This is a genomic window from Streptomyces sp. NPDC043876, from assembly GCF_056435825.1.
This window is the reverse complement of sequence record NZ_JBWKDV010000002.1, coordinates 462,671-486,365: the sequence shown is the minus strand read 5'-3', so window position 1 is coordinate 486,365 and position 23,695 is coordinate 462,671. Positions and strand designations below refer to the sequence as shown.

The window sequence follows — 23,695 nt, the reverse complement described above, 5'->3', positions numbered from 1 at the left end:
CGGAGGCGCGAGCCATGGAGTCCACGGCAACCGCGACAGCGGTGGAGCAGCCCGTCATATCCCTGCGCGGGGCCTCGGCCACGCTCGGCTCGCGCCCCGTGCTGCGCGGGATCGACCTCACCGTCCGGCGCGGTGAGGTCGTCGCCCTGCTCGGTGCCAACGGTTCCGGCAAGTCCACGGCCGTCCGCGCCGTCGTCGGCCAGGTCCCGCTGAGCGCCGGCGCGCTCTCCCTCTTCGGAACGGACTTCAAGCGCTTCCGGCAGTGGTCGCGCATCGGGTACGTCCCTCAGCGCACCACCGCCGCCAGCGGCGTCCCCGCCACCGTCCGCGAGGTCGTCTCCGCCGGGCGCCTGGCCCGTACCCGCTTCGGGCTGCTGCGCAAGGCCGACAAGGCGGCCGTGGAGCGCGCCCTGGCCCTCGTCGACATGGATGGGTACGCCGACGCCTCGGTGAACGCCCTCTCCGGCGGCCAGCACCAGCGCGTCCTCATAGCCCGGGCGCTCGCCGCCGAACCGGAACTGCTGATCATGGACGAGCCCATGGCCGGCATCGACCTCGCCAACCAGGAGGTCCTCGCGCGCGCCCTGCGCCTCCAGGTGGAGGCCGGGACCACCGTCCTGCTCGTCCTGCACGAACTGGGCCCCCTGGAGCCGCTCATCGACCGCGCCGTCGTCCTGCGCGACGGCTGCGTCACGCACGACGGACCGCCCCCCGAGGCCGTGGGCCAGCACGCCCTGCCCGGCCACGACCACGTACACCCCCACGCGGCCCACGACGCCGAACCGATCCGGACGGGACTGCTGAGCTGATGGACCTCCTCGACTACGCCTTCATGCAGCGGGCGCTGATCGCGGCCGCCCTCGTCGGCATCACGGCCCCCGCCATCGGCACCTACCTCGTCCAGCGCCGCCAGGCCGTCATGGGCGACGGGCTCGGGCACGTCGCCATGACCGGTGTCGCGCTCGGCTTCCTGTTCCAGACCAGCCCCGTCTGGATGGCCACCCTGGTCGCCGTCCTCGGCGCCGTCACCATGGAGCTGATCCGCTCGCGCGGCAGGACCAGCGGCGACGTCGCGCTCGCGATGCTCTTCTACGGCGGCCTGGCCGGCGGCGTGCTGATCATCAACATGGCTCCGGGCGGCTCCACCGGCAAGCTGCTGGCCCCGATGTTCGGCTCGATCTCCGCGATCGCGCCCGAGGACATCACCGCCATGGCGGTCCTGTCCGCCCTCGTCCTCGCCGTCACGATCGGCCTGCGCCGCCAGCTCTTCGCCGTCTGCCAGGACGAGGAGTTCGCCCGCGTCACCGGCCTGCCGGTGCGCCTGCTGAACCTGATGATCGCGGTCACCGCTGCGGTCACCGTCACCGTCGCCATGCGCATCGTCGGCCTGCTGCTGGTCAGCGCCATGATGGTGATCCCGGTCGCCGCCGCCCAGCGGATCACCCGCGGTTTCGCTGCCACCCTGGGGCTGGCCATCGCGTTCAGCCTCGTCATCTCGCTGTCCGGCACGGCGGCGACGTACTACATCGACGTCCCCTCGGGCGCGATGATCGTGCTCCTCGCCATCGCCCTGTTCCTGGTCCTCTCGCTGGTCTCCGCTCCGCTCGCCGCCCGCCGGGCGCGGGCCGCCCGGGCCGCCGAACAGGTCTGCACCCAGGACGACGTGAAGGTCCCGTAGCGCGACGGACGGGGCACCCGGGACCGGCGGGCTGGCACAATGGCCGCACGGCCCGATATGAGGAGGACCCGGTGGCGACTGCCCCTGGCGAGATGAATACCGCGCCAGTACGAGGGCGCTCGACCCGGCAGCGGGCGGCCGTCGCGGCGGCGCTGGACGAGGTGGACGAGTTCCGCAGCGCCCAGGAGCTGCACGACATGCTCAAGCACCGCGGCGACTCGGTCGGCCTGACCACCGTCTACCGCACCCTGCAGTCCCTCGCCGACGCGGGCGAGGTCGACGTGCTGCGCACCAGCGACGGCGAATCCGTCTACCGGCGCTGCTCCACCGGCGAGCACCACCACCACCTGGTCTGCCGCAAGTGCGGCAAGGCCGTGGAGGTCGAGGGCCCTGCCGTCGAGAAGTGGGCCGAGTCGATCGCGGCCGAGCACGGCTACGTGAACGTCGCCCACACCGTGGAGATCTTCGGCACCTGCGCGGACTGCGCCGCGGCGGGCTGACCCGCCGCGGTCCGCCGTCCTCGCGTCCGCGTCAGCCCGGCTGCCCCGGGATCTCCGGCTGGTTCGGCAGCGCCCCGCCGAAGCGGCGGTCGCGCTGCGCGTACTCCAGGCAGGCCGCCCAGAGGTTGCGGCGGTCGAAGTCCGGCCACAGCACGTCCTGGAAGACCATCTCGGCATAAGCGCTCTGCCAGAGAAGGTAGTTGGAGGTGCGCTGCTCGCCGCTCGGCCGCAGGAACAGGTCCACGTCCGGCATGTCCGGGTAGTACATGTACTTCGCGAAGGTCTTCTCGTTGACCTTCGACGGGTCGAGACGGCCCGCCGCCACGTCGCGGGCGATCGCCTGCGCCGCGTCCGCGATCTCCGCCCGGCCGCCGTAGTTGACACAGAAGTACAGCGTCATCGCATCGTTGTCGACGGTCTGCTCCTGCGCGACCTGGAGCTCCTGGACGACCGACTTCCACATCTTCGGCATGCGGCCGACCCAGCGGATGCGGATGCCCAGCTCGTTCATCTCGTCGCGGCGCCGGCGGATGACGTCCCGGTTGAAGTTCATCAGGAAGCGCACCTCGTCGGGCGACCGCTTCCAGTTCTCCGTCGAGAAGGCGTACAGGGAGAGGTTCTTGACGCCCATCTCCAGGCAGCCCTTGAGGACGTCGAGGACCACGCCCTCGCCGACCTTGTGCCCCTCGGTGCGCGGCAGACCGCGCTCCTTGGCCCAGCGGCCGTTGCCGTCCATGACGACCGCGACGTGGTTCGGAACCAGCTCACCGGGGATCTTCGGCGGGCGCGCACCGGACGGGTGCGGCTCCGGAAGCTTGTAGTCCCTGCGGCTGCGCCCCAGGATCCCGCGTCGTGCCATGTGTCCCGCTCCTATTTCTCGACGTATCGCAGGGAGCGTAGCCCGCGCTCCAGATGCCAGTGCAAGTAGGCGGAGACCAGTCCGCTCCCCTCGCGGACGTGGCGCGCCTCGCAGGCGTCCGCGTGGACCCAGTCGCCGGTGAGCAGCGCGCTCAGCAGTGCGATGGCCTCCGACGAGGGTACGACGCTGCCGGGCACCCGGCAGTCCCCGCAGACGACTCCGCCCGTCGCGACCGAGAAGTGCCGGTTGGGGCCGTGGATGCCGCACTTCGCGCAGTCCGTGAAGCTGGGGGCGTAGCCGTTGACGGCGAGGGAGCGCAGCAGGAAGGCGTCGAGGATCAGGTTCGGCGCGTGCTCGCCGCGCGAGAGGGTGCGCAGGGCGCCGACGAGCAGCAGGTACTGCTGGACGGCGGGCTCGCCCTCCTGGTCGGTGAACCGCTCGGCGGTCTCCAGCATCGCGGTGCCCGCGGTGTAGCGGGCGTAGTCCACGACGATGCCGTTGCCGTAGGGGGCGATGATCTCGGTCTGGGTGCACAGCGGCAGGGTGCGGCTGACGAGATCGCTGCCGCGGGCGAAGAACTGCACGTCGGCGTGGGAGAAGGGTTCCAGCCCGGCGCCGAACTTCGACTTGGTCCGCCGCACGCCGCGGGCCACGGCCCGGACCCGGCCGTGGCCACGGGTCAGGAGCGTGATGATGCGGTCCGCCTCACCCAGCTTCTGGGTGCGCAGCACGATGCCGTCGTCGCGGAACAGACTCATGGTTTCCATTGTCCCGTACGCCACCGACAGCCCGGGGACACCGGCGCCCCGGACCGGTCGGGGGCCCGGTCCGGGGACGTTCCTCAGACGGATCAGACGCTCGGCGCCGGGGCGCTCGCCTCGTCCACGGGCCCGGCGGCGGGGACGGGCGCCGCGGCGTGCGGGTCGCCCTGCGGCAGGCCGTTGAAGAGCAGGTTGAGCAGGATGGCGGCCGTGGCGCCGAGGGTGACGCCGCTGTTGAGGAGCGAGGCGGTGTCCACGCTCATGTGCTTCTCGAAGAACGCCGGGACGGTGGCCGGGAAGAGGGCGAAGGCGAGGGAGACGCCGACGATCAGCGCGTTCTTCTCCTCCTTGAGGTCCACCTTGCCCAGGGTCTGGATGCCCGCCAGGGCGACCATGGCGAACATCACGGTGGCCGCGCCGCCGAGGACGCCCGGCGGGATCGCCGCGACGAGCGCGGCGGCCTTCGGCAGCAGCCCCAGGACGATCATGATCACGCCCGCGGAGACCACCACGAACCGGCTCTTGACCTTGGTGACCCGGACCAGGCCCACGTTCTCGGCGAAGGCGACGTAGGGGAAGGAGTTCAGCAGGCCGCCGATCGCGGTGGCCGCGCCGTCCGCCCGCAGCGCACGGGCCACGGTCTCGCTGTCGATGTCCTTGCCGACGATCTCGCCGATGGCGTAGGTGTCACCGGTCGTCTCGACCATGGTGATCAGCATGAGGAGGATCGGGAACCACTCGAACTTCGGGGCCCCGAAGTGGAAGGGGGTGGTGACCCCGACCCAGTGGGAGGAGGTGACGGCGTCGAACTTCGCGTCGCCGAGGGCGAAGGCGACGAGCGTGCCGCCCACCAGGCCGAGCAGCACGGCGATGCTGGACAGGAAGGCCCCGCCCAGCCGCATCACGACCAGGACGAAGAGCATCGTGCCGGCGGCGTAGGCCAGCTGCGCGGGGTCACCGCCGTCTCCGACGAGCGGCGCGCCGCCGACGACGTCCTTGAGGGCGACCGGCAGCAGGACGATGCCGAGGATCGTGATCACCGTGCCGGTGACGACGGGCGGGAAGAGCGCCATCACGACCTTGAACACCCGGGCGGGCATCCACGCGAAGGCGAAGGTGGCGATGCCCGCGGTGATGACGGCGCCGTAGATCACCAGCAGGGCGGCCGTGCCGCCGCCCGCGCCCAGCCCGATGGCGATCATCGGGGAGACGGCGGTGAAGGTGACGCCCTGGACGATCGGCAGCCGGGCGCCGATCCGGCCGATGCCCCAGGCCTGGATGATCGAGGCGATGCCGCAGGTGAAGAGATCCGCGTTGATCAGGTAGACGAGCTGCTCGGGGGTGAGTCCCAGCGCGCTGCCGACGAGGATCGGGACGATCACCGCGCCGGCGTAGAAGGCGAGTACGTGCTGGAAGCCGTACAGCGCGAGCTTGGGAAGGGGGAGCACCTCGTCGACCGGGTGCGTGTTCTGCTCTCCGTCGACGGAGAGCCGGACGGCGACACGTGCCATCTCTGCCTTGCCCTTCAAGAGGTAGGTAAGCGAGAGGAGATCTGCTGGTCCCTGGTCGAAGTGGGTCGTGAGCCCGTTGATCCGCCAGGGTGGTCCGTACGTTCACGTGAATCGAAGCCGCGCCGTGTTACAGGCAGCGCCTCGCCGTGTGACCGGAATTGAACGCCCGCGAGGGGCTGCGCAGATATCGTCGACTACCACAAATTGTTGACGCTTCGCGGACCCATCTGTAGAGCTTTCTCCAGTAGCGGGCACACGCGGAGTCGGAGTATGCGAAGCGGGGCCCGGGACGCGGGATCCACGGGACGCGGCAGTCGACCGACGGGCCGGCTTCGGCCTCCCACCTGCAAGAAGATGCTGTACGTCGCCTCCTCACCGCAGATCACGACCTGACCGCACACCAGTCCACCTGGTGGATGCCCCGACCCGGAGCGATCACTCCACCCGGGCCCGACGCCCCATTTGGGCCGCGCGGGTGGCCGGATCGTTACCGGGGAAAGGTCCGGTGCGCCCTGCTATGAGAGCCGGCTGCGCCGGTCGCGGCTCCGCCGCTCATGGCCGGGTTTCGCGCTTCGGGGTCGGGGTGGTTCCGGGGGCTGCCCGTCAGTTCCACTGTCTTCCCGTGCCGGGGCGCCCCGTCAAGAGCGCTCCCTGCGGTCGCGTCGCTGCGCGATGGCCTGCGGCCACCCTTGACATGCCACCCCGTCCCGAAAAGCCAAGAACTGGCGGGCCGCCCCCGGGGGGAGGCAGGGGGGAGGCTGCCCCTTGCCTGGGGCCCGGCGCCCGGCCGCAGGCCGAGTGGGCCCTAGGTGCCGCCCTTTGGGCGGAAAGAGCGCCCCTAATCGCTACGCGCTCCTCCGAGAGAAGCGTCAGCGGGCTGCGTGGGGCTGAGACTTCGGTCAGATGGGTGTTGGTCCGGGTCTGACGCCCGGCCGCCCCAAGAGTGGAGAATAAAGCGCCACAAAAGGGGCGTTTTGAGCGGCTGTTGAGTCTCGACGGCTCCTTGACCCGAATGGACTCTCGTCTAGCCGAGCTTTGAGCCCCGCCGCGCCCCTCACCAGCCCAAAACAACCCGCAGACGCCTCTCTCGGCGAAGCGCGTAGCGATTGAGTGCGTTCTTGCCGCCCGCAGGGCGGGGCATCGGCCTCACTCGGCCTTCGGCCGGGCGCCGGGCCTCATGCGAGGGGCAGCCTCCCCCCTGCCTCCCCCCGGGGGCGGCCCGACAGTTCTTGGCTTTCCGGGACGGGGTGGCATGTCAAGAGTGGCCGCAGGCCATCGCGAAGCGACGCGACGAAGGAGCGCTCTTGACAGGACGCCCCGGCACGGGAAGACAGTGGAACTGACGGGCAGCCCCCGGAGCATCACCGACCCCGGACGCACGAAGCGCAACCCACGAGCGGCGAAGCCGCTCCCCGGCGCAGCCGGGCCCCCCACCTCACCAGGACCCCGCCGCCCCCACCCCCGCCAGCAGGCTCGACACCTCGTCCGCGTCCAGGCGCAGGGTGGCGCCGATCGTGGTCAGGACCTCGCGTTCGGCCGGGATGTACGGGCCGTCCGCGAGGGCTACGCGCGCGGCCTGGAGCAGCAGCGAGGCGCGGCCCGGGCCGGCCAGGTGCGGGGCCAGGGGGTCCAGTACCTCGTGGAGCTCGATGGACAGGGCGGCCCCGCAGCACTCCGGGCCGTCGTAGAGGCCCAGGCGGCCCTCGTCGGTGGCCAGGGCCTCCACGAGGGACTCCAGCTGCTCCTCCGTGCAGTCCTGGAAGCCCGCGGCCCGTACGGCCGACACGGCGGCCTCCAGGGCGCTGCGCGAGGACGTGCCGCCCGCCGCCAGGACCGCGAGGGTGACCGTGTGGACGGCGTCCCGCAGCATCGCCGTGAAGCGGGTGGTGGTGGGGTGGTCGAGCACGTCGGTGTCGTAGCGGTCGCGGCAGGCGGCGCACTCGACCACCGGGCCGACGCTTCCGCGCGGCAGCAGCGGTACGCCGAGCACGGTGAGCCGCCGACGGCCCGTCCGCCGACGGTAGTTGCGGTCACCACCGCAGCCCGGGCAGAAGAAGTCCCCGTCGCCCACGGTGTTCCAGGTGGTACGGATGCCCCACGCCGACAGCTTCCGGCCGGTCCCGCCCCGAACTGGCAGCACGTTCGCACCTCCGTAACGGTCCGGCAACATCGCCGGGTTGGCGTGATGTTAGCCACATCGGTGAGCATGCGTCAGTCGTGTGACAAGACAACATCGGTCGAGTCTGCGAGTTGGCCGAAGTGCGCCCCCGCCACCGCGCCCGGAATACCCGTCGTTTTCCGCCCGAACCATCCCTCGTACGGGGGACGCGGCCATCCTGACGCAGCCGCGCCGGACCGCGCAGGGGCGCGCGTGTCGGCGTACGCCGCGGCCCCGCCCTCGCGAACGAGGAGCGGGGCCGTGGCGCCGGGTCTACGGCGGTGTTGCCGGACCGTGTACGGAAGCCGGAGCCGGCGCCGTCAGCGCCCCGCCCTGTTGACGGCCGAGATGACGGCCTTCAGGGAGGCGCGGGTGGTGTTCGCGTCGATGCCGATGCCCCACAGGACGCGGCCGTCGATGGCGCACTCGATGTACGAGGCGGCCTGCGCGGAGGCGCCCTCGCTCATCGTGTGCTCGGTGTAGTCCAGCAGGCGGGCGTCGATGCCGACGTCGGCCAGTGCGGCGAAGAAGGCCGAGATCGGGCCGTTGCCGGTGCCTTCCAGTACGGTCTCGACTCCGTCGACGATCGCCTCGACGGTCAGCTTGTCGACGCCGTCCTTGTCGGTGGTCGTCTGGCCGGAGCGCAGCTGGATGCGGCCCCAGCGGGCGTCCGCGTTCTCCCGGTTGGGCAGGTACTCGTCCTCGAAGATGGACCAGATCGCCTTCGGCGTGACCTCGCCGCCCTCGGCGTCGGTCTTGGCCTGGATGATCCGCGAGAACTCGATCTGCATCCGGCGCGGCAGGTCCAGCTTGTGCTCGTTCTTCAGGACGTACGCGATCCCGCCCTTGCCGGACTGCGAGTTGACCCGGATGACCGCCTCGTAGGAGCGGCCGACGTCCTTCGGGTCGATCGGCAGGTAGGGCACCGCCCACTCGATGTCGTCGACGGTCTTGCCCCGGGCGGCCGCGTCGGCCTCCATGGCGTCGAAGCCCTTCTTGATGGCGTCCTGGTGGGAGCCGGAGAAGGAGGTGTAGACCAGGTCGCCCGCGTAGGGGTGGCGCGGGTGGACCTCCATCTGGTTGCAGTACTCGGAGGTGCGGCGGATCTCGTCGATCTGGGAGAAGTCGAGTTCCGGGTCCACGCCCTGGGAGAACAGGTTCATGCCCAGCGTGACCAGGTCGACGTTGCCGGTGCGCTCGCCCTGGCCGAACAGGCAGCCCTCGACGCGGTCGGCGCCGGCCATGACGGCCAGTTCGGCGGCGGCGACGGCGGTGCCGCGGTCGTTGTGGGGGTGGACGGAGATGCAGACGAAGGGGCGGCGGGTCAGGTTGCGGGCCATCCACTCGAAGCGGTCCGCGTGGGTCGAGGGCGTGGAGCGCTCGATCGTCGCGGGCAGGTTCAGGATGATCTCGCGGCCCTCGCCCGGCTGCCACACGTCGCAGACGGCCTCGCAGACCTCCAGGGCGAAGTCCAGCTCCGTGTCCGTGAAGATCTCCGGGCTGTACTGGTAGCCGAAGACGGTCTCGTCGCCCAGGATCTTGTCGGCGTAGTCCATGACCAGGCGGGTGCCGTCGACGGCGATCTGCTTGATCTGCTCCTTGGAGCCGCGGAAGACGACCCGGCGGAAGGTCGGCGCGGTGGCGTTGTACAGGTGCACGGTGGCGCGCTTGGCGCCGACCAGCGATTCGACGGTCCGCTCGATCAGGTCCTCGCGGGCCTGGGTCAGTACGGAAATGGTCACGTCGTCCGGGATCGCGCCCTCTTCGATGATGGAGCGCACGAAGTTGAAGTCGGTGTCGCCGGAGGAGGGGAAGCCGACCTCGATCTCCTTGAAGCCCATGCGCACCAGCAGGTCGAACATCTCGCGCTTGCGGGCGGGGCTCATCGGGTCGATCAGGGCCTGGTTGCCGTCGCGCAGGTCGGTGGACAGCCAGCGGGGCGCCTTGGTGATGCGGGCGTCCGGCCACGTGCGGTCGGGGATGTCCACCTGCTCGTACGCGCCGTACTTGTGGATCGGCATGCCGGAGGGGCGCTGCGTGTGCGTGGCGTTGGTGAGGGGGGTGGGTCGTCCCGCAAAAGTGTGCTGAGTCATGGCGTAGGGCTCCTCGCGTGTCCACGTGATGTTCGCTGGGACGGCCGACAGGCAGTAAAACCGCAACACCGGACTCCGCGGGGAGGGGGTCGGCCTACGACTACAGGCCCTCGCCGCGGCAGCTAAGGAGAAGCAGCCCAAAACGCATGATGGCCGCACCTTAGCCCAGCCGCGCGGCTGCGCGGGGACCTGTTTCAGTATGCAAGACCATGCAGTCTGTTTTGTACCTCTTGCGAGTTAAGACTCTCTTGTCCGCGCGAGGTCCGGGCGATCCGTCAACCTCGCTCCCGCGGGTTTCAGACAGTCGAATGAATCATGGTTGCAGCTAGTGACACTGGCATGACCCAGTGCCACATTGCCGCCATGGATGCCACGCGTCACCACCCCGCTCACCACCCCGTCTTCTGCACGATCGTGCCGCCCCACGTCCTCGACCGGATCGCCCGCTCCGAGGACACCCGCCGCGCCGACCTCGCGCAGCGCACCCTCGAACACGACGCGCTCCAGCGCACCCGGCGCCGCCTCAACACCGTCCGCGGCATCGCCCCGGCGCTCGACGTCCCGGTCTCCGACACCCCGGCGCGCACGATCTACGACGCCCAGCACCACACCCGGCTGCCCGGCAGGAAGGTCCGCGCCGAAGGCGGGCCGCTGCACAAGGACGCCTCCGTCAACCGCGCCTACGCCGGGCTCGGCTCCACCTTCGAGCTGTACCTGAAGGCGTTCGGACGCCACTCGATCGACGGTTCGGGCCTGCCCCTGCACGCGAGCGTCCACTACGGCGAGGCCTACAACAACGCCTTCTGGGACGGCACCCAGATGGTCTTCGGGGACGGCGACGGCGACCTCTTCCTCGACTTCACCGTGTCGGTGGACGTCATCGGGCACGAGCTGACCCACGGCGTCACCCAGTACACGGCCAACCTGGAGTACTACGGCCAGTCCGGCGCCCTCAACGAGTCGATGTCGGACGTCTTCGGCTCGCTCATCAAGCAGTACTCCCTGGACCAGACGGCGCAGGACGCCGACTGGCTGATCGGCGCGGGGCTGCTCGGGCCGAACGTCAGCGGGGTCGCCCTGCGCTCCATGAAGGCTCCCGGCACCGCCTACGACGACGACGAGCTGGGCCGGGACCCGCAGCCCGCGACGATGGACGGCTACGTGAAGACGAGCGGGGACAACGGCGGCGTGCACATCAACTCCGGCATCCCGAACCACGCCTTCTACCTGGCCGCCACCGAACTCGGCGGCAAGGCCTGGGAGCGGGCCGGCCAGGTCTGGTACGACACCCTGACCGGCGGCGAACTGGCCAAGGACGCGAGTTTCGCGGACTTCGCGCGGCTGTCGGTGGCCGCGGCGGCCACCCGCTTCGGGTCCGGCGGCGCCGAGCACGAGGCGCTCGTGAAGGCGTGGTCCCAGGTGGGTGTGCCGACCTCCTAGAGCCGGTAGACAGGTCCCATGCGGATTCTTGTGGTGCGGACCGGCGGCTTCGCGGGCATCGAGCGCCGGGTGGAGATCGACACGTCGGGCCTGCCCGACGAGGCGGAATGGCAGGCCCTGGCCCAGCTCGCGCTGCGGCCGGGGCCGCCGCGGCCGTCCAGCGACGGGGTGCGGGACGGATTCTCGTACCGGATCACGGTCGACGGGCGGACGGTGCAGTGCCGGGACCCGCACCTGTCCGACGCGCAGCGCCAGTTGATCGTGCGGGTCCTCAAGGAAGGCGCCTGACCATGGCCGAAAACAGCCCCTCGCCACGGGCCGTCGGCGAAGCCCGCGGACTGCATGCCCATGCGGCGGAAGGGGCCGCGTAGGGCGGCTCCGGGGGCGCTTTTGCCGAAGCGGCAACAAACGTTGGCCCGGACGCGGGAGCGGGCGCAGCATCGGGAGGGCAGGCAGTCACCCCCGGGCGCCCGGCGCCCGTACGGCAGGAAGAGGTCCCCATGCCCGAGCAGACGCACGCGCACGCCCCGGCACGGCCGCAGGACGGCCCGGCTCCCGGGACCGCCACGGGCGCGGAGTTCTGGGACGCCCGCTACCGGGAGAGCGAGCGGATCTGGTCCGGGAACGCGAACGCGGTCCTGGTCCGGGAGATCGAGGGCGTCACGCCGGGCCGCGCCCTGGACCTCGGCAGCGGCGAGGGCGGCGACGCCGTCTGGCTGGCCCGCCGGGGCTGGCGGGTCACCGCCACGGACATCTCCGCCGTCGCCCTGGAGCGGGCCGCCGCGCACGCCGCCGAGGCGGGCGTCGGCGACCGGATCGACTGGCAGCGCCACGACCTGGCCGAGTCGTTCCCGGCCGGGGAGTTCGATCTGGTCACGGCGAGCTTCCTGCACTCCTACGGCGACTTCCCGCGCGAGCGGATCCTGCGCACGGCCGCCGCTTCGGTCGCCCCCGGCGGCATCCTGCTGATCGTGGGCCACGCGGGCTGGGCCGACTGGCAGGAGAACACGCACCCCGAGGTCCGCTTCCCGACGCCGGAGCAGGTCGTGGCGGAACTGGAGCTGCCCGAGGGCGCGTGGGAGGTGCTCCTGGCCGAGGAGCACGAACGGGCCCAGGACCGGCCTGACGGCCGGCCCGGGACCCGGACGGACAACGCGGTGAAGGTGCGGCGGCTGCGGTAGTCACCGGCGGACCGGAGCACGGCGGCCACGGCGCGGCGCCGTGGCGGCCGCGCCCGGCTCAGAAGCCGAGCTTGCGCAGCTGCTTCGGGTCGCGCTGCCAGTCCTTCGCGACCTTCACGTGCAGGTCGAGGAAGACCGGGGTGCCGAGCAGCGCCTCGATGTGCTTGCGCGACTTCATCCCGACCTCCTTCAGGCGGGAGCCCTTCGGGCCGATGATGATGCCCTTCTGGCTCGGCCGCTCGATGTAGACGTTCGCGTGGATGTCCAGCAGCGGGCGGTCGGCCGGACGGTTCTCGCGCGGGATCATCTCCTCGACGACCACGGCGATGGAGTGCGGCAGCTCGTCGCGCACGCCCTCCAGCGCGGCCTCGCGGATCAGCTCGGCCACCATGACCATCTCGGGCTCGTCGGTGAGGTCGCCCTCCGGGTACAGCGGCGGGCTCTCCGGGAGCAGCGGGGCGATCAGGTCGGCCAGCAGCTGGACCTGGCTGTCGCCCACCGCGGAGACGGGGACGATCTCGGCCCACTCGAAGCCCAGCTCGGCGCCGAGCTGGTGGAGGGCGAGCAGCTGCTCGGCGAGCGCCTTGGACTCGACCAGGTCGGTCTTCGTCACGATGGCGATCTTGGGGGTCTTCTTGATCCCCGCGAGTTCCTTGGCGATGAACTTGTCGCCGGGGCCGAGCTTCTGGTCGGCCGGGACGCAGAAGCCGATGACGTCGACCTCGGACCAGGTGGCCCGTACGACGTCGTTCAGCCGCTCGCCCAGCAGGGTGCGCGGCTTGTGCAGGCCGGGGGTGTCGACCAGGACGAGCTGCGCGTCCGGGCGGTGCACGATGCCCCGGACCGTGTGGCGGGTGGTCTGCGGCCGGTTGGAGGTGATCGCGACCTTGGTACCCACGAGTGCGTTGGTCAGGGTCGACTTGCCCGCGTTGGGACGGCCGACGAAGCATGCGAAGCCCGCGCGGTGCGGGGCGGTGGGCTCGGGGGAACGATCGCTCATACGGGCCATTCTCCCCGATGCGGCTCCCAGCGCCGACCAGGCCACGGCGAGCAGGGCGAGCGCACCCGCCGAGGGGGCCCCGAGCCGGGGGTGCGCGGCGTACCCGGGGCGCGCCCGCCCCTCACGACAGGGTCAGGGTCAGGACGGCCGTGTAGCCGCCCGGCCGGGTGTACGGCGGCACCCGGAGGGAGACGGTCGCGTCCGCGGTGAACGTCCCGCTCGCCGCCGCGGCAGGGGCCCGGGCGAGGACCGCCCCCTCCGGCCCCACCACCCCGGCACTCCCCGCGACGCACGTGCCCCGGCTCCCGGGCGCCGTCACGCACACCGGCGTCCAGCTCAGCTCGGCCCCGGGGATCCGGACCCCGCCGGGTCCGGTGAAGTCGGTGACCTTGCCGGTCAGAGTCCAGCCCGCCGGGCCGCCCCGCAGGTCCGTGACGGTGACCGTGCCGATCCGGCCGGGGGCCGCGCCCCCGCCGAACGGGATCGCGCCGAGCGTGATCGACGCGCCCGCCTGCGTCATCGACAGCGCCCCGGGCTGCATCGTCGCCGTCACCTTCCGCACCCCGGCCGCCGGCGGGGCGGGCTCGACGGCCGGGTACGCGCCCGGGGCCCCGGACGAGCCGCCGGGGGCGCCGGCGCGCGGGTGCGCGGCCGGGAGCGAGCTCGCTGTGAGCCGTCCGGCGACCGTCGGGGGCTCCCCCGCGGCGGGCGCGCAGCGGGTGTCGAGGTCGAGCAGGTGCCGGGTGTGCAGGGTGTAGGCGCCGGGGGCGAAGGAGGTCTCGCCCGGAGCGGTGACGGTGAAGGTGCCGGTCATGGTGACGTCCGGGAGGGCGGCGCCCGCCGGGACGGGGTCGTTGCGCGCGGTTCCGGCCACGGTGACCGCGCCCTGCTGCGCCCCGGCCAGCAGGATCACGGCGGTGGGGGTGAGCACGTCGGCGGGCAGCTCGGTGGTCAGCGGGTTCGGGGCCGGGGTCGCGGCCACCCGGTAGGTGACGGTGACGGTGTCGCCGACCCGGGGCGCCGGGTCGTCCACGGTGAGCTCCGCGGTGGTGGGGCCGTCGGCGGGCGGCAGCCCGCTCTGTGGCGGCGGCACGCAGTGGGTGGGGAAGGCGACCCGGCCCGCCGGGGCCGGTTCCCCGTCCTCGGCGGCGGCGGGTGCGCCGGACGTGCCGCCCGCCGCGGCGGCGAGGACGGCCAGGCCGACGGCGGCCGACCGGCCCCGGTACCTGCTCCGCGTCCCTCTGCGCACCGCGACACCCCCGCTGTCCACCTCGGCAGGGGGCCATTCACGAGCGGGCGGCGGCAGATGTCAAGGTCGGGGCCCCACCTCATCTGATGGCCCATCAGATCGCGGCAGCGTCGCGCGGAAGGTCCGCCGGTACGCCGTCGGGCTCACCCCGAGCGCCGCCCGTACGTGCTTGCGCAGTGACTGGGCATGGCCGAACCCCGCCTCCCGGGCCACCTGTTCCATCGGCATCTCCGTGCGCTCCAGCAGCTGGCGGGCCCGTTCCACCCGCTGCATGAGGATCCACTGCCCGGGGCTGACCCCGGATTCCTCGCGGAAGCGGCGGGTGAAGGTCCGTACCGACACGGCCTCTTGGCGGGCCAGTTCGGTCAGCCGCACCGGCTCGTGCAGCCGGTCCATGACCCAGGCGCGGGCCGCCGCCGTGCTGGCGAGGTGCGGTCGCGGCACCGGCCGCTCGATGAACTGCGCCTGACCGCCCTCCCGGTGGGGCGGCACGACCGTGCGCCGGGCCACGTCGTTGGCCACCGCCGCGCCGTGGTCGCAGCGCACGATGTGCAGGCACAGGTCGATCCCGGCGGCCACCCCGGCGGAGGTCAGGACGTCCCCGTCGTCCGTGTACAGCACCTCGGGGTCGACCAGGACGGCGGGGAAGAGCCGCTGGAAGTGCTCGGCGGAGGCCCAGTGCGTGGTGGCGCGGCGGCCGTCGAGGAATCCGGCCGCCGCCAGGACGTACCCGCCCGTGCAGATGGCGACGAGCCGGGTGCCGGGCCGCAGATGGGCGAGTGCCGCGCGGAGTTCGGGGGTGAGGCGCCCCTCGTCGTAGACCGGGCCCAGCTCGTAGGAGGCGGGCACGACCACCGTGTCGGCGGTGGCCAGCAGCTCCGGCCCGTGCGCGACGTCGATCGCGAAGTCGGCGTCGGTCTGGACCGGGCCGGGCGCGAGGGCGCAGGTGAGGATCTCGTACAGCGGCCGGCCCGCCGGGTCCTTGGCGCGGCCGAAGATCCGGTGCGGAATGCCCAGCTCGAAGGGCAGCAGCCCGGTCAGGGCGAGGACGACCACGCGGTGGGGCCGCGCCGGCGGCGGGGCGGAGGTACGGGCCCGATCGGTCATGGCCCGATCGTAGCGACACATGTCGTTCAGGCCACTGGATCACCGGTCCCCGGCGCCGGAGGCTGTCCCTGTGACCCAGACAGCACCCCTCCCCGGCGCCACCCCCGACGCCCCCTCTCCCGCTCCGGCCCCGCGCCCCGTCGGGCGCGTCCACCGCGCCTGGTCCGTCGCCGCCGTCACCTTCGTGACGATCATCGGCGCGGCCGCCTTCGCCTCCCTGCCCGGCCTGCTCCTCGACCCGCTGCACAAGGAGTTCGACTGGTCGCGCGGCACGATCGGCTTCGCCGTCTCCGTCAACCTCGCCCTGTACGGACTGACCGCGCCCTTCGCCGCCGCGCTGATGGACCGCTACGGCATCCGCCGGGTCGTCGTCGCCGCGCTCCTGGTGATCTCCGGCGGCACGGCGGCCACGGTGTGGATGACCGCGTCCTGGCAGCTGGTGCTCTTCTGGGGCGTGCTGGTGGGGCTGGGCAGCGGCTCGATGGCGCTGGCCTTCGCGGCGACCGTGACCAACCGCTGGTTCGCCGCCCGGCGCGGCCTGGTCACCGGCATCCTCACCGCGGCGGGCGCCTCGGGCCAGCTGGTCTTCCTGCCGCTGCTCGCCTGGCTGGTGGAGCACCACGGCTGGCGCCCGGCGGCGGTCACCGTCGCGCTGGCCGCGCTGGCCGTCGTACCGTTCGTCTGGCTGCTGCTGCGCGACCACCCGGCGGACGTGGGCCTCGCCCCGTACGGCGGCGAGTACGCCCCCAAGCCCGCCCCCGTGCCGGGCGCCGCCCGCCGGACGCTCATCGTGCTCTTCAAGGCTGCCCGCACCGGCCCCTTCTGGCTGCTCGCCGGGACCTTCGCGATCTGCGGCGCCTCCACCAACGGCCTGGTCAAGACGCACTTCGTGCCCGCGGCGCACGATCACGGGATGCCGGTGACGGCGGCGGCCGGACTGCTGGCGGTGATCGGCGTGTTCGACGTGATCGGCACGGTGGCCTCCGGCTGGTTCACCGACCGCTTCGAGCCCCGCCGCCTGCTCGCGGTGTACTACGCGCTGCGCGGGGTCTCGCTGCTCTTCCTGCCGATGCTGCTGGCGCCCTCGGTGCACCCGCCGATGGTCTTCTTCATCGTCTTCTACGGCCTGGACTGGGTCGCGACCGTCCCGCCGACGATCGCGCTGTGCCGGGAGCGGTACGGCGAGGACAGCGCGATCGTCTTCGGCTGGGTGCTGGCCTCGCACCAGGTGGGCGCGGCGCTGGTGGCGTTCCTGGCCGGCCTCTCCCGGGACGCCTTCGGCTCGTACGACCCCGTCTGGTACGCGTCGGGCGCGCTGTGCGCGGTGGCCGCGCTGATGGCGATGGTCATCCGGCGCCGCCGCGAACCGGCCGGCCCGGTCACGGCCGCGACCACCGTCTGACCGGCCCGGCGCGCAGCCCCGCTCAGCCCGCCGTGGTGGTGGACCGCAGGGTGCCGTCGGGGGCGGCGAGCAGGACCGGCGTGGCGGGCCCGCCGAGGTCGCGGACGGCGGCGCGGTCGGCCTCGCTCACGCTGTCGGCCGCGCTGACCACGGCGGCGGCCTCCAGCGAGCCGGCCCCGCTGGCCACGGCCATCGCGACGGCGGTCCGCAGCGCGCTGAGCTTCAGCGACTCCAGCTCGACGGTCCCGGCGACGTAGGTGCGGCCCGTCTCGTCCCGCACCGCCGCGCCCTCGGACACCCCGTTGCGGGCCCGGGCGCTGCGCGCCAGCGTGATGATCTTGGTGTCCTCGGGGCCGAGCGCGGCGCCGGCGGTGTCGTGATCGCTGTCCGTCATGCCGGAAAGCATAGGAGCGCCTCGGCGGGGCCGTACAACGGCCGCGCCGAGGCGCTCTCCCCTCCATGCCCACCCCCGGCCCCCGGCACGGGGTCCCGGCCAGCAGGAACGGATCTTGCTTGGCGGATGCAAACCTAAACGTAAAGCGGGGAATCGCACCCGCCCGGAGACCGGGAGAATATGTGACCTTGATCCCAGGCCGCCCCGGCCTCAGGACCGGTCGAGCCGCAGCCGCTCCGCCCGCGGCAGCCCCGCCACCACCAGGTCGTACGAGTCCTCGATCAGCTCCTTGACCATCGCGTCCGGGAGCCCGCCCACGGTCACCGTGTTCCAGTGCCGCTTGTTCATGTGCCAGCCCGGCTCGATCGCCCCGTACTCGGCACGCAACCGGACCGCGGCCTCCGGTTCGCACTTGAGATTCACCTTCAGCGGGTCCCCGTCGAGCGCCGAGAGCGCGAAGACCTTGCCCAGCACCTTGAAGACCGAGGTCTCCGGGTTGAAGGGGAACTCCTCCGCCACCGCGTTGAATTGAAGGCAGAAGGCGCGCAGCTCGGCGGGCGTCATACGGTCTCCCCCTCGGCGGCCGGCGCCGGCCGGACCGGCTCGACCAGTACGGTGACGATCTTGTTCCGGCGGCCCGCCGGGGATTCGGCGGTCAGCCGCAGCGAGCGGCCGTCGGGCAGGTCCTGGAGCGCGGACGCGCCCGCGATGGGCACCCGGCCCAGCGCCTTGGCGAGCAGTCCGCCGACCGTTTCCACGTCCTCGTCGTCGAAGTCCTCCACCCCGAACAGCTCGCCGAGGTCGGTGATGTCGAGACGGGCCGTCACCCGGTAACGGTCGTCGCCGAGTTCCTCGACGGGCGGCAGCTCGCGGTCGTACTCGTCGGTGATCTCGCCGACGATCTCCTCCAGGATGTCCTCGATGGTGACGATCCCGGCCGTGCCGCCGTACTCGTCGATGACGACGGCGACGTGGTTGCGCACCTGCTGCATCTCGCGCAGCAGGTCACCCGCGTTCTTCGTGTCGGGCACGAAGACCGCCGGGCGCATGGCGGTGGTGACGAGTCCGGACTCGGCCTCGCGGCTGATGTGCGTCTTGCGGACCAGGTCCTTGAGGTAGACGATGCCGACGATGTCGTCCTCGTTCTCCCCCGTCACCGGGATCCGCGAGAACCCCGACCGCAGCGCGAGCGTGGTCGCCTGACGGATCGTCTTGTACCGCTCGATGCAGATCAGGTCGGTGCGCGGCACCATCACCTCGCGCACCAGGGTGTCGCCGAGTTCGAAGACCTGGTGCACCATCCGGCGCTCGTCGTCCTCGATCAGCGACTCCTTCTCCGCCAGGTCCACCATCGCGCGCAGCTCGGCCTCGGAGGCGAACGGCCCCTTGCGGAAGCCCTTCCCGGGGGTCAGCGCGTTGCCGATGAGGATGAGCAGCTGCGGAATGGGGCCCATCACCCGGGCCAGCGGCACCAGGACGTACGCCGCCGCGGTCGCGGTGTTCAGCGGGTGCTGGCGGCCGATCGTGCGGGGGGAGACGCCCACCGCGACGAAGGAGACCAGCACCATGACGGCGATGGCGGTGCCCAGCGCCCGCCAGTTGTCGCCGAGGGAGTCGAGGCACACGTAGGTGACCATGACGCCCGCCGCCATCTCGCAGGTGACCCGCACCAGCAGCGCCACGTTGAGGTAGCGGGTCGGGTCGCCGGCGACCTGGGCGAGCTTGGCGCTGCCGCGCCGTCCCGCCCGTACGGCCTGTTCGGCGCGGAAGCTGGACATGCGGGCGATCCCGGACTCGGCGCAGGCCGCGAACCAGGCCACCACGACCAGCAGGACCGCCCCGGTGATCAGCTGAGGGGCGGTCACGAGACGGTGGGGGCGGGAGAGGCGCCGGTCATCCCGCGCTCGCCCCGCCAGCCGTCCACGATGGCCGCCTGGAGGCCGAACATCTCGGCCTTCTCGTCGGGCTCCTCGTGGTCGTAGCCGAGCAGGTGCAGCACCCCGTGGACGGTGAGGAGCTGGAGCTCCTCGTCCATGGAGTGCTGCGTCGGGGCTTCCTCGCCCTGCTTCTTGGCGACCTCAGGGCACAGCACGATGTCACCGAGGAGTCCCTGCGGGGGCTCCTCGTCGTCCTTCGACGGCGGACGCAGCTCGTCCATCGGGAAGGACATGACGTCGGTGGGTCCGGGCAGGTCCATCCACTGGATGTGCAACTGCTCCATCGCGGCCTCGTCGACCACGATGACGGACAGCTCGGACAGCGGGTGGATCCTCATCCGGGCGAGCGCGTAGCGGGCGATGTCGAGGATCGCCTGCTCGTCGACATCGGTTCCGGACTCGTTGTTGACGTCGATCGACATGGTGCTTCTGGGCTACTTCCCGTTGTGGCTGTCGTACTGCTCGTACGCGTCGACGATACGGCCGACGAGCTTGTGCCGGACGACATCCTCGGAGGTGAGCCGCGAGAAGTGGATGTCCGGGACCCCTTCGAGGATGTCCTGGACCTGACGCAGCCCGCTCTTGCTCCCGCCCGGGAGGTCGACCTGGGTCACGTCACCGGTGACGACGATCTTCGAATCGAACCCGAGCCGGGTCAGGAACATCTTCATCTGCTCGGGGGTGGTGTTCTGCGCCTCGTCGAGCACGACAAAAGCCTCGTTGAGGGTGCGACCCCTCATGTAGGCCAGCGGTGCGACCTCGATCGTGCCCGCCGCCATCAGGCGCGGGATCGAGTCGGGGTCGATCATGTCGTGCAGCGCGTCGTAGAGCGGGCGCAGGTAGGGGTCGATCTTGTCGAAGAGGGTGCCCGGCAGGAAACCGAGGCGTTCGCCCGCCTCGACGGCGGGGCGGGTCAGGATGATCCGGCTGACCTGCTTGGACTGAAGGGCCTGGACCGCCTTGGCCATCGCCAGGTAGGTCTTGCCGGTACCGGCGGGGCCGATGCCGAAGACGATCGTGTTCTTGTCGATCGCGTCGACGTACCGCTTCTGGTTGAGGGTCTTGGGACGGATGGTGCGGCCACGGCTGGAGAGGATGTTCTGGGTCAGCACCTCGGCCGGGGTCTCCTCGCCGCCCTGGCCCTCGGGGCCCGCGCCATTGGCGCGGAGCATCGCGATCGACCGTTCCACTGCGTCCTCCGTCATCGGCAGTCCGGTGCGGAGCACCAGCATCATCTCGTCGAAAAGGCGCTGGACGAGGGCGACCTCCGCCGCGTCGCCGACCGCGCTTACCTGGTTGCCGCGGACGTGGATGTCCGTGGCGGGGAACGCCCGCTCGATCACGCGCAAGAGGGCGTCTCCCGATCCGAGCACCGTCACCATCGGGTGCGTGGCCGGAACGGTGAAGTGGGCTCGTGCCTGCCCCGGCAGTGCGGGGGTGCGGGCTGTCGGTGTCTGAGTCATGGGCCGGCTCTGAGGCCTGCACATACCTCCCGTCGAGGGGTCTCGCCGATCGACGACCCTCTGGATTACCAAGCGTACGACTTGCCGCCCGGTTGCCCGAAGGGATTTCCCCGCTCCGCCGCCCGCCGTGGCAGGTCACGGCCCGGCCGCTACGCGGAGTGGCGGAAGCCGATCGTGGGCACCGCGCGCCGCCGGACCCCGGCCCGCCGCGCTTCCGCGGCGGCCTCGGCGGCGTCCGCGGGCAGCAGGTCGTCCAGGAACCCGTAGTGCCGCAGCCCCTCGGGGACCCCGCCCGGGCGCGCCCGCAGCCCGTGCCACCAGTGGGCCACCTCCGGCCAGCCGGGCGCGGACAGGGAGCCGCCGAACTCCTGCACCGACAGGGCCGCGGTCAGGCCCGCGAAGGCCAGCCGGTCCGCGAGCGGCCACCCGGCGAGGGTGCCGGTGACGAACCCCGCCACGTACACGTCGCCGGCGCCCGTGGGATCCAGGGCCTCCACCTCGATCGCCGGGACCTCGGCGCTCTCCCCGGTCCGCCCGTCCACCGCGTACGAGCCCTGCGCGCCCATGGTCACCACTGCGATCGGCACCCGCTCGGCCAGCGCCCGGGCCGCCACCCGGGGGCAGTCCGTACCGGTGTAGCGCACCGCCTCGGCGGCGTTCGGCAGGAAGGCCTCGCAGTGCTCCAGGTCGGCCAGGGCGGCCAGGTCCCAGCGCCCGCTCTCGTCCCAGCCGACGTCCGCGAAGACCCGGGCCCCGCGGCGGGCGGCCGCCGCGATCCACTCCTCGCGGCGCCCCGGGGCCAGCGAGGCGACCGCGGCCCTGGCCCGGGGCGGGCAGTCCGGGATGGGGTCGGAACCGGCTCCGGGGGGCGCCTCGTGGCCGTGCGAGACCATGGTCCGCTCGCCCTCGTAGGCCATCGAGACGGTGACCGGCGAATGCCAGCCGGGAATCCGGCGCGACATCGCCAGGTCGATGCCCTCGCCCTGCTCCAGCGCGTCCCAGCAGTACTCGCCGTAGTGGTCGTCGCCGAAGGCCGCGGCCAGCGAGGTGTGCAGCCCCAGCCGGGCCAGCGCGGTCGCCATGTTGGCGACTCCCCCGGGGCTCGAACCCATGCCGCGCGCCCAGGACTCCGTACCGCGCACGGGGGCCGAGTCGAGGCCGGTGAAGATGATGTCGAGGAAGACCGTGCCGGTCAGGAAGACGTCGCAGTCCGGGTCGCGGGGCGAGCGGAGCCCGCCGAGCGGGTCGATCTGTTCGCCGTCGGCTCTGTTCCGGCTCGGACGGCTGTTCCGACTGGTCACGGCGTGTTCCCCGTTTCGTGCGCGGCGTGGAGGATCCGGAAAGCCGCCGGCCCTGCCCGGGCCGGACCGGCGCACCACACAGTGTGTCCCAGATCACCGGAGGAACGCTCTTCTCCTCCCCGCCGTGCGGTTGCCGACGGTCGGCGGGGGCGGGTGCCGGTCTCCGGCGGCCTCCTATCCGCGCTTGGGCAGCGGGACCCGCACGAGGTCGGCGGCGATGGTCAGCTCGCCGTCGAAACCGGCGGCGCGGGCCTCGCGCTCGAAGTCGGCCGGGTCGGTGTAGCGCTGCGAGAAGTGCGTCAGGACGAGGTGACGGACCCCGGCCGCGCGGGCGACGCGGGCGGCCTGGGCGGCCGTCAGGTGTCCGTGGTCCGTGGCGAGGCGTTCGTCGGCGTCCAGGAAGGTGGACTCGATGACCAGCATGTCGCAGCCCTCGGCGAGGGCCTCGACGCCGGGGCAGAGCCGGGTGTCCATGACGAAGGCGAAGCGCTGGCCCGGCTTGTGCTCGCTGACCTCGTCGAGGGTGACGCCGTTCAGCTCGCCGTCGCGGCGGAGCCGGCCGACGTCGGGGCCCTTGATGCCGTGGCGGGCCAGCAGCTCGGGAACCATGCGGCGTCCGTCGGGCTCGGCGATCCGGTACCCGAAGGACTCCACCGGGTGCGAGAGCAGCCGGGCCTCCAGGGTGTACGCCGGCCCGCTCGCCAGCACCCCGTCCGCGGCCACCGGGGCCTCGGTCAGCGCGACCGTCTCGCGGTAGGCGGTGGCGTACCGCAGGCGGTCGAAGAACTTCTGCCCGGAGGCCGGGTAGTGGGCGGTGACGGGGTGCGGGACCTGGTCGAGGTTGATCCGCTGGATCACGCCCGCGAGGCCGAGGCTGTGGTCGCCGTGGAAGTGGGTGACGCAGATCCGGTTGATGTCGTGCGCGGCGACCCCGGCACGCAGCATCTGGCGCTGGGTGCCCTCGCCCGGGTCGAAGAGGATGCCCTCGCCGTCCCAGCGCAGGAGGTAGCCGTTGTGGTTGCGGTGGCGCGTGGGCACCTGACTGGCGGTGCCCAGCACCACGAACTCCCGTACGGACACGGCTATCCCGGGGGCCATTCGAGACCGCGGCCACCGAGCACGTGCACGTGCGCGTGGAAGACGGTCTGGCCGGCGCCCGCGCCGGTGTTGAAGATGAGCCGGTAGCCGGAGTCGGCGACCTTTTCCTGCGCGGCGACCTCACCGGCGGCGCGCAGCACGTCCGCGGCGACGGCGGGCTCGGCGGCGGCGAGGGAGGCGGCGTCGGGGTGGTGGACCTTGGGGATGACGAGGACGTGCGTCGGGGCCTGGGGGTTTATGTCCCGGAACGCGAGGGTCGTCTCGGTCTCGTGAACGACGGTCGCGGGGATCTCCCCCTTGACGATCTTGCAGAACAGGCAGTCAGCCTGCGGTTCCCCGCCCATAGCGGCGCCTCCATACCGTTGATCGACTCCCCGCATCGTAACGTTCCCCCGGCGGGGCGGACGCGCCCCGGCCAACTCCAGCCCGCCCGGCAGACGCAGCCCGGCCACGATCACCCTGCCCGGCAGACGCAGCCCAGCCGACTCCAGCCCGCCCGGCGTTTGAGGCCCCGCCGGAGGCACCGCAAGACGCGCACCCGGCACCTGCCTACGGCAGCGCCT

At 72.1% G+C, this 23,695-nt stretch carries 23 protein-coding genes; 7 read left to right on the top strand and 16 right to left on the bottom strand.

Features of this window, described 5'->3' with window-relative positions; all coding sequences use genetic code 11:
* The first annotated feature begins 14 nt into the window (after positions 1-14).
* From AC0693_RS07300 to AC0693_RS07290, 3 genes are all read left to right on the top strand, one after another.
* Positions 15-809 (top strand): metal ABC transporter ATP-binding protein, encoded by a 795-nt coding sequence (locus AC0693_RS07300; RefSeq protein WP_356410043.1) that lies wholly within the window; start codon positions 15-17, stop codon positions 807-809.
* Positions 809-1,678, top strand: a complete 870-nt coding sequence (locus AC0693_RS07295; protein ID WP_478741185.1) for a metal ABC transporter permease — start codon at positions 809-811, stop codon at positions 1,676-1,678. Before AC0693_RS07300 ends, AC0693_RS07295 begins: the two co-directional genes overlap by 1 nt.
* 71 nt (positions 1,679-1,749) lie before the next feature.
* Positions 1,750-2,178, top strand: a complete 429-nt coding sequence (locus tag AC0693_RS07290; RefSeq protein ID WP_323183433.1) for a Fur family transcriptional regulator — start codon at positions 1,750-1,752, stop codon at positions 2,176-2,178.
* Between the two features lie 31 nt (positions 2,179-2,209).
* Here AC0693_RS07290 and AC0693_RS07285 read toward each other — a convergent pair whose 3' ends face one another.
* The 5 genes from AC0693_RS07285 to leuA form a co-directional block, all read right to left on the bottom strand.
* Positions 2,210-3,037 carry an isoprenyl transferase gene (locus AC0693_RS07285; protein WP_356410037.1) on the bottom strand — a complete coding sequence of 276 codons (828 nt, stop codon included), beginning with the start codon at positions 3,035-3,037 and terminating at the stop codon, positions 2,210-2,212.
* Positions 3,038-3,048: 11 nt separating this feature from the next.
* Positions 3,049-3,795: a DNA repair protein RecO gene (recO, locus tag AC0693_RS07280; RefSeq protein WP_356410034.1), complete on the bottom strand. Its 747-nt coding sequence runs from the start codon at positions 3,793-3,795 to the stop codon at positions 3,049-3,051.
* Between the two features lie 92 nt (positions 3,796-3,887).
* Positions 3,888-5,309: a nucleobase:cation symporter-2 family protein gene (locus tag AC0693_RS07275; RefSeq protein ID WP_478801196.1), complete on the bottom strand. Its 1,422-nt coding sequence runs from the start codon at positions 5,307-5,309 to the stop codon at positions 3,888-3,890.
* 1,435 nt (positions 5,310-6,744) lie between these two features.
* Entirely contained in the window at positions 6,745-7,449 is a 705-nt protein-coding gene (locus AC0693_RS07270) for a TerB family tellurite resistance protein (RefSeq protein ID WP_356410749.1), read from the bottom strand.
* A 338-nt stretch (positions 7,450-7,787) separates the two neighbouring features.
* A complete protein-coding gene (leuA, locus tag AC0693_RS07265) occupies positions 7,788-9,560 on the bottom strand; it encodes a 2-isopropylmalate synthase (protein WP_356410746.1) in 1,773 nt (590 codons plus the stop codon).
* A gap of 363 nt (positions 9,561-9,923) precedes the next feature.
* Between leuA and AC0693_RS07260 the strand changes: the two genes are divergently transcribed.
* The 3 genes from AC0693_RS07260 to AC0693_RS07250 all read left to right on the top strand — a co-directional run bounded on the left by AC0693_RS07260 (position 9,924) and on the right by AC0693_RS07250 (position 12,181).
* Positions 9,924-11,000: a M4 family metallopeptidase gene (locus tag AC0693_RS07260; protein ID WP_469335904.1), complete on the top strand. Its 1,077-nt coding sequence runs from the start codon at positions 9,924-9,926 to the stop codon at positions 10,998-11,000.
* An 18-nt stretch (positions 11,001-11,018) separates the two neighbouring features.
* Positions 11,019-11,288, top strand: a complete 270-nt coding sequence (locus tag AC0693_RS07255; protein WP_478801195.1) for a protealysin inhibitor emfourin — start codon at positions 11,019-11,021, stop codon at positions 11,286-11,288.
* Between the two features lie 212 nt (positions 11,289-11,500).
* A complete protein-coding gene (locus AC0693_RS07250; protein ID WP_356410737.1) occupies positions 11,501-12,181 on the top strand; it encodes a class I SAM-dependent methyltransferase in 681 nt (226 codons plus the stop codon).
* 58 nt (positions 12,182-12,239) lie between these two features.
* On the opposite strand, the gene era is transcribed toward AC0693_RS07250, so the two are convergent.
* From era to AC0693_RS07235, 3 genes are all read right to left on the bottom strand, one after another.
* Entirely contained in the window at positions 12,240-13,190 is a 951-nt protein-coding gene (era, locus tag AC0693_RS07245) for a GTPase Era (RefSeq protein ID WP_468463316.1), read from the bottom strand.
* Positions 13,191-13,302: 112 nt separating this feature from the next.
* Complete coding sequence (locus AC0693_RS07240; protein WP_478801194.1) at positions 13,303-14,430, bottom strand: beta-xylosidase; 1,128 nt, start codon at positions 14,428-14,430, stop codon at positions 13,303-13,305.
* Positions 14,431-14,490: 60 nt separating this feature from the next.
* Positions 14,491-15,537, bottom strand: coding sequence for a GlxA family transcriptional regulator (locus AC0693_RS07235; RefSeq protein ID WP_478801193.1), 1,047 nt, complete (start codon positions 15,535-15,537; stop codon positions 14,491-14,493).
* Between the two features lie 70 nt (positions 15,538-15,607).
* Here AC0693_RS07235 and AC0693_RS07230 point away from each other — a divergent pair, with 70 nt between their 5' ends.
* Positions 15,608-16,939 carry an MFS transporter gene (locus AC0693_RS07230; RefSeq protein ID WP_478801192.1) on the top strand — a complete coding sequence of 444 codons (1,332 nt, stop codon included), beginning with the start codon at positions 15,608-15,610 and terminating at the stop codon, positions 16,937-16,939.
* 22 nt (positions 16,940-16,961) lie between these two features.
* Here the strand turns inward: AC0693_RS07230 and AC0693_RS07225 are convergent, their stop codons facing one another.
* The 8 genes from AC0693_RS07225 to AC0693_RS07190 form a co-directional block, all read right to left on the bottom strand.
* A complete protein-coding gene (locus tag AC0693_RS07225) occupies positions 16,962-17,333 on the bottom strand; it encodes a cytidine deaminase (RefSeq protein ID WP_356410722.1) in 372 nt (123 codons plus the stop codon).
* Positions 17,334-17,543: 210 nt separating this feature from the next.
* Positions 17,544-17,897, bottom strand: coding sequence for an MmcQ/YjbR family DNA-binding protein (locus AC0693_RS07220; protein WP_469318561.1), 354 nt, complete (start codon positions 17,895-17,897; stop codon positions 17,544-17,546).
* Positions 17,894-19,198: a hemolysin family protein gene (locus AC0693_RS07215; RefSeq protein ID WP_468463310.1), complete on the bottom strand. Its 1,305-nt coding sequence runs from the start codon at positions 19,196-19,198 to the stop codon at positions 17,894-17,896. Before AC0693_RS07215 ends, AC0693_RS07220 begins: the two co-directional genes overlap by 4 nt.
* Entirely contained in the window at positions 19,195-19,692 is a 498-nt protein-coding gene (gene ybeY, locus AC0693_RS07210; protein ID WP_356410713.1) for an rRNA maturation RNase YbeY, read from the bottom strand. The genes AC0693_RS07215 and ybeY overlap by 4 nt, the downstream gene beginning before the upstream one ends.
* Positions 19,693-19,704: 12 nt before the next feature.
* Positions 19,705-20,733 carry a PhoH family protein gene (locus AC0693_RS07205; protein WP_356410710.1) on the bottom strand — a complete coding sequence of 343 codons (1,029 nt, stop codon included), beginning with the start codon at positions 20,731-20,733 and terminating at the stop codon, positions 19,705-19,707.
* 149 nt (positions 20,734-20,882) lie between these two features.
* Positions 20,883-22,034 (bottom strand): carbohydrate kinase family protein, encoded by a 1,152-nt coding sequence (locus tag AC0693_RS07200; RefSeq protein WP_469318560.1) that lies wholly within the window; start codon positions 22,032-22,034, stop codon positions 20,883-20,885.
* Positions 22,035-22,208: 174 nt separating this feature from the next.
* Positions 22,209-23,114, bottom strand: a complete 906-nt coding sequence (locus AC0693_RS07195; protein WP_469318559.1) for a ribonuclease Z — start codon at positions 23,112-23,114, stop codon at positions 22,209-22,211.
* Positions 23,115-23,116: 2 nt separating this feature from the next.
* Entirely contained in the window at positions 23,117-23,476 is a 360-nt protein-coding gene (locus tag AC0693_RS07190) for a histidine triad nucleotide-binding protein (RefSeq protein ID WP_478801191.1), read from the bottom strand.
* Positions 23,477-23,695: the final 219 nt, after the last annotated feature.

Coding starts and splice junctions, on each gene's coding strand:
- AC0693_RS07255 (WP_478801195.1), top strand. CDS start 11,019: ATGCGGATTCTTGTGGTGCGGACCGGCGGCTTCGCGGGCATCGAGCGC.
- AC0693_RS07235 (WP_478801193.1), bottom strand. CDS start 15,537: ATGACCGATCGGGCCCGTACCTCCGCCCCGCCGCCGGCGCGGCCCCAC.
- AC0693_RS07250 (WP_356410737.1), top strand. CDS start 11,501: ATGCCCGAGCAGACGCACGCGCACGCCCCGGCACGGCCGCAGGACGGC.
- era (WP_468463316.1), bottom strand. CDS start 13,190: ATGGCCCGTATGAGCGATCGTTCCCCCGAGCCCACCGCCCCGCACCGC.
- AC0693_RS07275 (WP_478801196.1), bottom strand. CDS start 5,309: ATGGCACGTGTCGCCGTCCGGCTCTCCGTCGACGGAGAGCAGAACACG.
- AC0693_RS07300 (WP_356410043.1), top strand. CDS start 15: ATGGAGTCCACGGCAACCGCGACAGCGGTGGAGCAGCCCGTCATATCC.
- ybeY (WP_356410713.1), bottom strand. CDS start 19,692: ATGTCGATCGACGTCAACAACGAGTCCGGAACCGATGTCGACGAGCAG.
- AC0693_RS07225 (WP_356410722.1), bottom strand. CDS start 17,333: ATGACGGACAGCGATCACGACACCGCCGGCGCCGCGCTCGGCCCCGAG.
- leuA (WP_356410746.1), bottom strand. CDS start 9,560: ATGACTCAGCACACTTTTGCGGGACGACCCACCCCCCTCACCAACGCC.
- AC0693_RS07260 (WP_469335904.1), top strand. CDS start 9,924: ATGGATGCCACGCGTCACCACCCCGCTCACCACCCCGTCTTCTGCACG.
- recO (WP_356410034.1), bottom strand. CDS start 3,795: ATGAGTCTGTTCCGCGACGACGGCATCGTGCTGCGCACCCAGAAGCTG.
- AC0693_RS07285 (WP_356410037.1), bottom strand. CDS start 3,037: ATGGCACGACGCGGGATCCTGGGGCGCAGCCGCAGGGACTACAAGCTT.
- AC0693_RS07295 (WP_478741185.1), top strand. CDS start 809: ATGGACCTCCTCGACTACGCCTTCATGCAGCGGGCGCTGATCGCGGCC.
- AC0693_RS07190 (WP_478801191.1), bottom strand. CDS start 23,476: ATGGGCGGGGAACCGCAGGCTGACTGCCTGTTCTGCAAGATCGTCAAG.
- AC0693_RS07220 (WP_469318561.1), bottom strand. CDS start 17,897: ATGACGCCCGCCGAGCTGCGCGCCTTCTGCCTTCAATTCAACGCGGTG.
- AC0693_RS07205 (WP_356410710.1), bottom strand. CDS start 20,733: ATGACTCAGACACCGACAGCCCGCACCCCCGCACTGCCGGGGCAGGCA.